Raw genomic sequence first — 8,935 nt, forward strand, 5'->3', positions numbered from 1 at the left:
CGCGGCGATCAGCGCGTCGCTGGCCGCCGACTCCACCGTCTGCCCGCAGTACATCACGTTGATGCGGTCGGCCCACTGGCTGAGCATCTGCAGGTCGTGGCTGATCAGCAAAATGGTGGTGTTGTTATTCTGATTAAGCCGCGTCAGCAGGCGGAAAATCTGCGCCTGAGTGGTCGGCTCCATGGCGTTAGTGGGCTCGTCGGCGATCAGCAGGCGCGGCTGGTTGGCCAGCGCAATGGCGATCATCACCTTCTGGCACTCCCCCTCGGTGATCTCATAAGGGTAGCTGCGCATGATGTCTTTATGATCTTTAATGCCCACCCGGTGCAGCAGCTCGATGGCGCGGCGGTGACGCCAGCGAAAGCGCTGATACCAGCGGCCTTTCCAGGTCCAGCCGGGAATGGCCTGCTTAATCTGGGTGCCGACGCGTGCTGACGGATCGAGGCACGACTGTGGTTCCTGAAAAATCATCGAAATATTGTGACCAATGATCTTACGCCGCTCGCGCGGCGACAGGTGCAGAAGGTCGATATCGTCAAAGCGCATGCGGTCCGCCGTTACCCGCCAGTTGTCTTTGGTCACGCCGCAGATCGCCTTGGCAATCAGGCTTTTTCCTGAACCCGACTCGCCGACCAGGCCGCGGATCTCACCTTCCGTCAGGGTGATGCTGACGCGGTCCACCGCCTTTACCGGGCCGTCAGCGGTCATAAACTCAATGGTCAGATTACGAATGTCCAGTAGCGGCATTACTCCACCCCCGCAACGATGGCGCGGCGGATGCCGTCGCCCAGCAGATTAACGATCAGCACGCTTAGCATAATCGCCGCGCCCGGTAGCATCACCGTCCACGGGGCCACGTAGATCAGCTCCAGCGAATCGCCGAGCATCGCTCCCCACTCCGGCGAGGGCAGCTGCGCGCCGAGATCGAGGAAGCCCAGGGCCGCAATGTCGAGGATTGCCATCGACAGCGCGCGGGTAAATTCGGTGATCAACAGTGCCAGAATATTCGGCAGGATAGCGTGCCAGAGTATATCGAGGCTGCTGGCACCGTCCAGCCGGGCCGCCACCACGTACTCTTTCTCCAGCTCGTCGTGTACCGCACTGTAAATGGCGCGCACCAGCCGAGGCAGCAGCGCGAGGAACACCGCCAGCAGCGCATGCTCCAGACGCGGACCCAGAAACGCCACCACGATAATTGCCAGCAGCAGCGACGGGATCGACAGCAGCGTATCGAGGATATGGTTGAGCACCGCCGAGCGTAAACCTCGGGTCAGCCCGGCCAGCACCCCCAGCAGCATGGCACAGAACGCCGCCGCCAGCGTCACCAGTATCGCCGAACCGACGGTGGGTGCCGCGCCGCTTAACAGCCGGCTCAGCAGGTCGCGGCCGAGATCGTCGGTGCCGAGGAAAAACGACACGTCGCCGTAGTGTGACCACGACGGCGGCAGCAGCTGGAAGCCTAAAAACTGCTGGTCTATATCATAGGGGGCCAGCAGGCCGCCGGCCAGGCACAGCAGCAGCAGCGCGATAAAGGCATAAAAGCCCACCATCGCCGTGGTATCGCGGTAGAATAGCCCCCACGTGTAGCGCAGCGGGCTGGGCTGACGCTGTTCAGAGTAGACGTTATCGCTGGGCATACCACTCCTTATGCTTCAATGGCGTCAGCATGGCACCGAGAATATCGGCCAGCACGTTGACCGCGATCACCAGCGCACCGACCACCATCACGCCGGCGGAGATGGCGGCGTAATCCTGCTGACGGATGGCGCCGATCAGCCAGCGGCCGAGACCGGGCCAGCTGAACACCATCTCGGTGATCATCGCCAGCGTCAGCATGGTGGAGAACTGCAGCCCGAGGCGCGGGATCACCGGTGGCACCGCGTTATGCAGCACGTGGCGGCGGATAATGGTGAACAGGGACAAACCGCGAGTGGCGGCGGCTTTGACATAGTTCTTCTCCATCACTTCCCGGGTGCTGATGCGCAGCAGGCGGATCACTTCGGTGGTCGGGGCCACCGCCAGCGCGGTGACCGGCAGCACCATATGGGTCAGCGCGCTGAGGATCATCTCATGCCGCCACGGCGAATCACTCAGCCAGGCGTCAATCAGCGCAAAGCCGGTGACGTTCTGCACCGGGTAGAGCAGATCGAAACGGCCGGAGACCGGCAGCCAGCCCAGGTTCAGTGAGAAGAACAGCGTCAGCAGCAGCGCCAGCCAGAACACCGGCACCGAGAAACCGAGCAGCGCCACGGCGCTGATCGCCTTATCCTGCCACTTGTTGCGCATCACCCCGGCGACCATCCCCAGCGGGATGCCGACCAGCATCGCCAGCGCAAAGGCCATAAAGCACAGCTCCAGGGTGGCCGGAAACACCTCACGCAGCTGCTGGTTGATTGACTGGCCGTTAATGCTGGAGACGCCAAAATCGAGCTGCACGATGCCTTTAAACCAGAACAGCCAGGCGTCAAATAGCGACGCGCCCTGCAGTGGGGCGTGCGGGGTAAAATAGCTGAGGCTGAAGCCGACCAGCGTCAGCATAAACAGCGTGACCATGAACAGCACCAGCCGGCGCAGGGTGTAGATAATCATCGTGGGTGCTCCTCTGCGCCGTCGGCTTCACGGTACACGCCGGCAAACGAGGCGTTGCCGAACGGGCTCAGTACCAGTCCTTTGATATCGTAGCGATAGGCCTGCAGGCGCAGCGAGTAGGCCAGCGGCAGCACCGGCAGCTCGCGGGAGAGCAGCGTCTGCGCCTGGTCGTAATATTCAATGCGGTTCGCCAGCTGTTGTGAGAGCAGCGCCTTGTGCAGCAGCTCGTCGAAGCCGGAGTTGCACCAGTGGGCGTAGTTGGTCTGCGAGGCGATCGCCGCGCAGCTCAGCAGCGGGCGGAAGAAGCTGTCCGGGTCGTTACTGTCGGTGGCCCAGCCGGTCAGCGTCAGGTCGTGATTCATCTCCATCAGCCGGGCTTCCTGAAAACGCCCCTCAACCTGTACGATGGTGACCTTAACGCCCACCTGCGCCAGGTCGGCCTGCAGCAGTTCGGCGGTTTTCATCGGGCTGGGGTTCCACGCCTGCGAAGCGGAAGGGACCCACAGCGTCAGGTGCAGATCCTCCACCCCCAGTGACTTCAGCGCCTCGCGCGAGGCCTGTGGATTATACGGCGTGACGCGGGCGTCGTTATCGTAGGCCCAGGAGGCGCGCGGCAGGATCGTCGCGGCGGTCTCGGCGGTGCCGTAATAAATTGACTCCATCAACCGTTCATTATTGATCGCCAGCGCCAGCGCCTGGCGCACCTCCGGCCGGTCCAGCGGAGCTTTACGGGTGTTAAACGCCAGATAAGCGATGCTCATACCCGGGCGCAGCGTCAGCCGCAGGCGCGGATCGTCGCGCAGGATCGACAGCTGGCTGGCCGCCGGATAGGCCAGCACGTCACACTCGCCGGTCAGCAGTTTGGACAGGCGCCCGGTGCCGCCGGCACCGAGGTCGACCACCACCTGCTGCATACGCGGCACGCCTTTCCAGTAAGCCGGATTACGCTGCAGGCGGATATACTGCCCGGCGCGATACTCCTCAAGCATAAACGGCCCGGTGCCCACCGGCTGGCGGTCCAGCGTCTCCTGGCGGTCGGTCTGGTCCAGACGCGCGGCGTACTCAGCCGACAGCACCGGCGCATAGTGGGTCGCAAGGTGCCAGAGGAACGAGGCATCCGGGCTGTTCAGGCGAAACTCAACCGTATACTTATCGATTTTTTTCACACTCTGCACCGCGTCGGCGAACTGCAGGCTGTCGAAATAGGGGTAGCTGCCGCCGTTGACGTTATGCCACGGGTGCTGGCGGTTAAACATGCGCCCAAAGCTGAACACCACGTCGTCGGCGTTCATCTTCCGGCTGGGGGTGAACCAGCGGGTTTTCTGGAAGGGCACGTTCTGCCGCAGGTGAAAACGGTAGGTGGCACCGTTGTCCAGCACTTCCCAGCTTGCCGCCAGTTCCGGCACCAGCCGGTAGGTATAGGGGTCAACGTCCAGCAGGCGGTCGTAAAGCTGCGCGGCGAGCGTATCCACCACCAGGCCACTGTTGGCCATCTGCGGGTTAAAGGTATTTATCATGCCGTTAACGCAATAGACAAAGCCGCTCTGACGAATATCGCCGGGCGTTGCGGATCGTGCCGGGGCGCTAAGCACGCTCAGGCAGAGAAGCAGGGTGATGAATAGTGGGCGCATAACTCTTCTGATATTTCAGACAATAAACACAGTGTACAGCACTCTGCGTGCGTACCCAAAGCCCACCGGGATAACTGCGTTAAAATCCACCGCGAGCCGTCAGAATATTCTCCGGTTACGCGACGTGCTGGATGAAATACGCCCATAATTGCTGTGGAGATGAGAAAAATTCTCAACAAATGGCTTTACAGATCGGAGTGAGAATGATTATTATTCATCTGCGCTTCACCGGTGGCTCTACCGGGGAGGGGCACGACATTGCTCACATTGCTTCCAGTATTTTTTCAGCCCGCCTTGTGCGGGTTTTTTTTCGCCTGTTACTCTTCAGTCACCTGAATATCGTGTTTTTTCAGCATCGCGCGGAACTGATGATAGGTTACGCCAAGCAGCTCCGCGGCGCGCTTCTGGTTAAAGCGTGCCTGCTGCAGACTGGCGGTAACCAGCGCCTGCTCCTGCTGATGCTGCCACCGGCGCAGATCCAGCGGCAGCTGGGGTAACCCTGCCGCCGCAGCCTCGGCTGGAAGGTCTGCCGCCGGTTCTGTCTGCGCGGCCCGATCCTGCGCCGCTGCGGAATTGCTGGCGGCAAACGGATTGAGAATAATGTGGTCGAGCGGCTGCTCGGCGCTGGCGTGGCGGTACACCGAGCGTTCCACAACGTTCTTCAGCTCGCGCACGTTGCCCGGCCAGCGATACGCCAGCAGCGTCTGCTCCGCCGCCGGGGTAAAACCGGCAAACAGCGGCAGCCCGAGTTCGCGGCACATCTGTATCGCAAAGTGCTGCGCCATCACCAGAATGTCGCCGCGCCGCTGGCGCAGCGGCGGCAGCTGCACCACGTCAAAGGCCAGCCGGTCGAGCAGGTCGGCGCGGAACTTTCCCTGGCTGGCCAGCAGCGGCAGATCGTCATTGGTGGCGCACACCAGCCGCACGCTGACCTGTAGCGGCTGGCTGCCACCAACCCGCTCCAGGTGACCGTACTCGATCACCCGCAGCAGTTTTTCCTGCACCAGCATCGGCGCGGTAGCCAGCTCATCCAGGAACAGGGTGCCGCCGTCTGCGCGCTCAAAACGGCCCAGATGGCGCTTTTGCGCGCCGGTAAACGCCCCGGCCTCATGGCCAAACAGCTCGGAGTCGAGCAGGTTTTCGTTCAGCGCCGCGCAGTTGAGCGAGACAAACGGCCCCTGCCAGCGGTCGGAGAGGTAGTGCAGGCGGCTGGCAATCAGCTCCTTGCCGGTACCGCGCTCACCGACCACCAGCACCGGTTTATTCAGCGGAGCCAGCCGGGAAACCTGCTCCAGCACCTCAAGAAAGTTATTCGACTCACCCAGCAGGGTCTCTGCGCGTTCAGACATGATGAATTTCGCCATCTGTTAGTGATAATCACTAATCTAGTCGGGCGGTGGAAATCTGTAAAGCGTAATGTTTATTTAAAATCAATAACATAAAAACTGGCACGGATTTTGAATGGTGTTATGCAGACCGGACGGCATTCTGCCTGATACCGTTGTTAAAGAGGAACTGACTTATGGGAATTTTTTCACGCTTTGCTGACATCGTTAACGCCAACATCAACTCGCTGCTGGAAAAAGCAGAAGATCCGCAGAAGCTGGTGCGACTGATGATTCAGGAAATGGAAGACACGCTGGTGGAAGTGCGCTCCACCTCCGCCCGCGCGCTGGCCGAGAAAAAACAGCTGCTGCGCCGCATTGAGCAGGCGGAACTCCAGCAGAGCGAATGGCAGGAAAAAGCCGAACTGGCGCTGCGTAAAGAGAAAGACGATCTGGCCCGCGCCGCGCTGATCGAAAAGCAGAAGCTGACCGAGCTGATCGCGCTGCTGCAGCAGGAAGCCGACCAGGTGGAAGAGAGCCTGACGCGGATGAAAGGCGAGATCGGCGAGCTGGAAAGTAAACTCGGTGAGACCCGCGCGCGCCAGCAGGCGCTGACCCTGCGCCACCAGGCGGCTTCGTCATCCCGCGACGTGCGTCGTCAGCTGGACAGCGGTAAGCTGGACCAGGCAATGGCCCGCTTCGAGTCCTTTGAGCGCCGCATCGACCATATGGAAGCCGAAGCGGAAAGCCACAGCTTTGGTAAAAAGAAAAGTCTCGATCAGCAGTTTGCCGATCTGCAGGCCGACGATGAAATCAGCCAGCAGCTGGCCGCGCTGAAGGCCAGAATGAACCCGGGCCAGTAATCCGCACCCCTGTGCATAAGGAGAGTGAATGAGCGCGTTATTTTTAGCCATCCCCCTGACGATATTTGTACTGTTCGTCGCGCCGATCTGGCTGTGGCTGCACTACAGCAACCGGCAGAGCAGCGGGGCCGCCCTGTCGCAGGGCGATCTGCAGCGTCTGCAGCAGTTGAACCTGGAGGCGAAAAAGATGACCGACCGCATCCAGGCGCTGGAAGCCATTCTTGACGCCGAACACCCGAACTGGAGGCAGCCATGAGCAACGGGAAAAAGCTCTGGCGCATTCCGGCGCAGGGTAAAATCAAAGGCGTCTGCGCCGGTATCGCGCAGTACCTGGATATTCCGGTGCGGCTGGTGCGGGTGATCGTGGTGCTGTCGATGATCTTCGGACTGTTTATGTTCACCCTGATCGCCTACTTCGTGCTGGCGTGGGTGCTGGACGAGATGCCGCAGGAGCAGCAGGCGGCGCAGCTGAACGCCGGGCAACTGTTAAACCAGCTCGGCAACGAGCTGCAGCGGGGTGAGCAGCGTCTGCGGGACGTTGAGCGCTACGTCACCTCCGAGACCTTCAGCGTGCGCAGCCGGTTCAGCCAGCTGTAATCGCATCGCGGAGCCACGGCTCCGCCAGCAACGGGAGAAATCTATGCGTCAGTGGCAACAGGTTGCGCGGCAGCAGGCCGCGCCGGCAATGAAGAAGGCCGGAAAATTTATCCTGCTCACCGCCATTACTGCCGGCCCGGCCGGCATCAGCGGCTGGGCGGTGAAGTCGGTGGCCCGCCGGCCGCTCAGGATCCTGCTTGCCTGGGCGCTGGAACCGCTGCTGCGCCGGGCGATGCGCGGCATTGCCGGCCGCTGGCTAAAAAACGCCCCGGCGGACACTGTGTTAAAATAAGGAAAATTTAAACGGAGGTGCCCGGGCACAGATGAAACGACTGCAAACTGAACTACTGTCTCTGGTCAACCGCGGCGTGGATCGCCATTTACGGCTGGCCGTTACCGGTTTAAGCCGCAGCGGCAAAACCGCTTTTATTACCTCACTGGTCAATCAACTTTTGCAGGTCAACAACGGCGCGCGGCTGCCGATGTTCAGCGCCGTGCGCGAAGGGCGGCTGTTGGGGGTTAAGCGCGTGCCGCAGCGCGATCTCGGGATCCCCCGTTTCAGCTACGATGAGGGGCTGGCGCAGCTGTACGGCGATCCGCCCGCCTGGCCGGTGCCAACCCGTGGCGTCAGCGAAACGCGGCTGGCGCTGCGCTTCCGTTCGCGTGACTCGCTGTTGCGCCATTTCAAAGACACCTCGACGCTCTACCTTGAGATCGTTGACTACCCCGGCGAGTGGCTGCTCGACCTGCCGATGCTGGCGCAGGACTACCTGAGCTGGTCGCGGCAGATGACCGGCCTGCTGCACGGCGACCGCGCGGCGTGGGCGCAGCGCTGGCAGCAGCTGGTGGCCGGGCTGGATCCATTCGCCCCCGCCGATGAAAACCGCCTGGCGGAGATCGCCGCCGCCTGGACCGAATACCTGCAGCACTGCAAGCGGGAAGGGCTGCACTTTATCCAGCCGGGGCGCTTTGTGCTGCCGGGGGAGATGGCCGGTGCGCCGGCGCTGCAGTTCTTCCCGTGGCCGCAGATCGGTGAGGGCAGCGAAAGCCAGCTGATGCAGGCCGACGCCGGCAGCAATATCGGCATGCTGCGCGCCCGTTACCACTACTACTGTCAGCACGTGGTGAAAGGCTTCTATAAAAATCACTTCCTGCGCTTTGACCGGCAGGTGGTGCTGGTTGACTGCCTGCAGCCGCTTAACAGCGGGCCACAGGCGTTTAACGATATGCGGCTGGCGCTGACCCAGCTGATGCAAAGCTTCTCTTACGGCCAGCGCACGCTGTTCCGCCGCCTGTTCTCACCGGTTATCGACCGGCTGCTGTTCGCCGCCACCAAATCTGACCACGTTACCGTCGATCAACACGCCAACCTGGTGTCGCTGCTACAGCAGCTGGTGCAGGACGCCTGGCAGAATGCCGCGTTCGAAGGCATCAGCATGGAGTGCCTTGGCCTGGCCGCGGTGCAGGCGACGCAAAGCGGCCACGTTGAGCATAACGGCGAGCGGGTTCCGGCGCTGCGCGGCCACCGGCTGGACGATAACGCGCCGCTGACCGTCTACCCGGGCGACGTGCCGCCGCGCCTGCCCGGCCAGGCGTTCTGGCAGCAGCAGGGGTTTCATTTTGAACAGTTCCGGCCGCAGCCGCTGGACATTGACCGGCCGCTGCCGCATATCCGCCTGGATGCCGCGCTGGAATTTTTACTGGGAGATAAGCTGCGATGAGCACACCGATCAAACCGCGGGTTGATTTTGCCAGCCCGCTGCAGGATAAGCCCGAGCCGCAGCTGCGGCCGTCGCAGGCGTTTAACGCCGGGGAGCCGGATTTTGTCGTAGCGGCTGAGCCGGATGACGAGGTGCTGGCCGCCGAAGGCGCGGGCGAGCAGGCGGTTGAAGCGGCGCTGCGTCCGAAGCGCAGCCTGTGGCGCCGCATT

General features: G+C 61.9%; 10 protein-coding genes and 1 pseudogene. 6 read left to right on the top strand and 5 right to left on the bottom strand.

The window, feature by feature from the left end; translation table 11 throughout:
* From NV64_RS11380 to pspF, 5 genes are all read right to left on the bottom strand, one after another.
* On the bottom strand, nucleotides 1-747 hold a 747-nt coding region (locus NV64_RS11380; RefSeq protein WP_233208969.1), incomplete at its 3' end, for an ATP-binding cassette domain-containing protein.
* Nucleotides 747-1,637, bottom strand: coding sequence for a putrescine export ABC transporter permease SapC (sapC, locus tag NV64_RS11385; protein WP_056238256.1), 891 nt, complete (start codon nucleotides 1,635-1,637; stop codon nucleotides 747-749). The genes NV64_RS11380 and sapC, both read right to left, overlap by 1 nt.
* A complete protein-coding gene (sapB, locus tag NV64_RS11390; RefSeq protein ID WP_056238254.1) occupies nucleotides 1,624-2,589 on the bottom strand; it encodes a putrescine export ABC transporter permease SapB in 966 nt (321 codons plus the stop codon). Before sapB ends, sapC begins: the two co-directional genes overlap by 14 nt.
* Entirely contained in the window at nucleotides 2,586-4,220 is a 1,635-nt protein-coding gene (gene sapA / locus NV64_RS11395; RefSeq protein ID WP_056238251.1) for an ABC transporter substrate-binding protein SapA, read from the bottom strand. Before sapA ends, sapB begins: the two co-directional genes overlap by 4 nt.
* Nucleotides 4,221-4,537: 317 nt before the next feature.
* On the bottom strand, nucleotides 4,538-5,569 hold the full coding sequence (pspF, locus tag NV64_RS11400; RefSeq protein WP_199177653.1) for a phage shock protein operon transcriptional activator: 1,032 nt from the start codon (nucleotides 5,567-5,569) through the stop codon (nucleotides 4,538-4,540).
* 173 nt (nucleotides 5,570-5,742) lie between these two features.
* Here pspF and pspA point away from each other — a divergent pair, with 173 nt between their 5' ends.
* The 6 genes and pseudogenes from pspA to NV64_RS23415 form a co-directional block, all read left to right on the top strand.
* Complete coding sequence (gene pspA, locus NV64_RS11405) at nucleotides 5,743-6,408, top strand: phage shock protein PspA (RefSeq protein WP_056238250.1); 666 nt, start codon at nucleotides 5,743-5,745, stop codon at nucleotides 6,406-6,408.
* Nucleotides 6,409-6,436: 28 nt separating this feature from the next.
* Nucleotides 6,437-6,664 (top strand): envelope stress response membrane protein PspB, encoded by a 228-nt coding sequence (pspB, locus tag NV64_RS11410; protein WP_056238247.1) that lies wholly within the window; start codon nucleotides 6,437-6,439, stop codon nucleotides 6,662-6,664.
* On the top strand, nucleotides 6,661-7,005 hold the full coding sequence (pspC, locus tag NV64_RS11415; RefSeq protein WP_056238243.1) for an envelope stress response membrane protein PspC: 345 nt from the start codon (nucleotides 6,661-6,663) through the stop codon (nucleotides 7,003-7,005). The genes pspB and pspC overlap by 4 nt, the downstream gene beginning before the upstream one ends.
* A gap of 43 nt (nucleotides 7,006-7,048) precedes the next feature.
* The gene (pspD, locus tag NV64_RS11420) at nucleotides 7,049-7,297 is read left to right on the top strand and encodes a phage shock protein PspD (protein ID WP_056238240.1); all 249 of its coding nucleotides are present in this window, start codon (nucleotides 7,049-7,051) and stop codon (nucleotides 7,295-7,297) included.
* 31 nt (nucleotides 7,298-7,328) lie between these two features.
* Nucleotides 7,329-8,726, top strand: coding sequence for a YcjX family protein (locus tag NV64_RS11425; protein ID WP_101505951.1), 1,398 nt, complete (start codon nucleotides 7,329-7,331; stop codon nucleotides 8,724-8,726).
* A pseudogene (locus tag NV64_RS23415) lies at nucleotides 8,723-8,935 on the top strand (TIGR01620 family protein); the annotation flags it as partial. The gene NV64_RS11425 and the pseudogene NV64_RS23415, both read left to right, overlap by 4 nt.

The sequence above is a fragment of the Erwinia sp. B116 genome (assembly GCF_002865965.1).
Lineage (GTDB): Bacteria > Pseudomonadota > Gammaproteobacteria > Enterobacterales > Enterobacteriaceae > Erwinia.

Bases quoted from the DNA above. Each gene is read 5' to 3' on its own strand.
- sapB (WP_056238254.1), bottom strand. From the start codon at position 2,589: ATGATTATCTACACCCTGCGCCGGCTGGTGCTGTTCATGGTCACGCTG.
- pspF (WP_199177653.1), bottom strand. From the start codon at position 5,569: ATGTCTGAACGCGCAGAGACCCTGCTGGGTGAGTCGAATAACTTTCTT.
- pspC (WP_056238243.1), top strand. From the start codon at position 6,661: ATGAGCAACGGGAAAAAGCTCTGGCGCATTCCGGCGCAGGGTAAAATC.
- pspB (WP_056238247.1), top strand. From the start codon at position 6,437: ATGAGCGCGTTATTTTTAGCCATCCCCCTGACGATATTTGTACTGTTC.
- sapA (WP_056238251.1), bottom strand. From the start codon at position 4,220: ATGCGCCCACTATTCATCACCCTGCTTCTCTGCCTGAGCGTGCTTAGC.
- sapC (WP_056238256.1), bottom strand. From the start codon at position 1,637: ATGCCCAGCGATAACGTCTACTCTGAACAGCGTCAGCCCAGCCCGCTG.
- NV64_RS11425 (WP_101505951.1), top strand. From the start codon at position 7,329: ATGAAACGACTGCAAACTGAACTACTGTCTCTGGTCAACCGCGGCGTG.
- pspD (WP_056238240.1), top strand. From the start codon at position 7,049: ATGCGTCAGTGGCAACAGGTTGCGCGGCAGCAGGCCGCGCCGGCAATG.
- pspA (WP_056238250.1), top strand. From the start codon at position 5,743: ATGGGAATTTTTTCACGCTTTGCTGACATCGTTAACGCCAACATCAAC.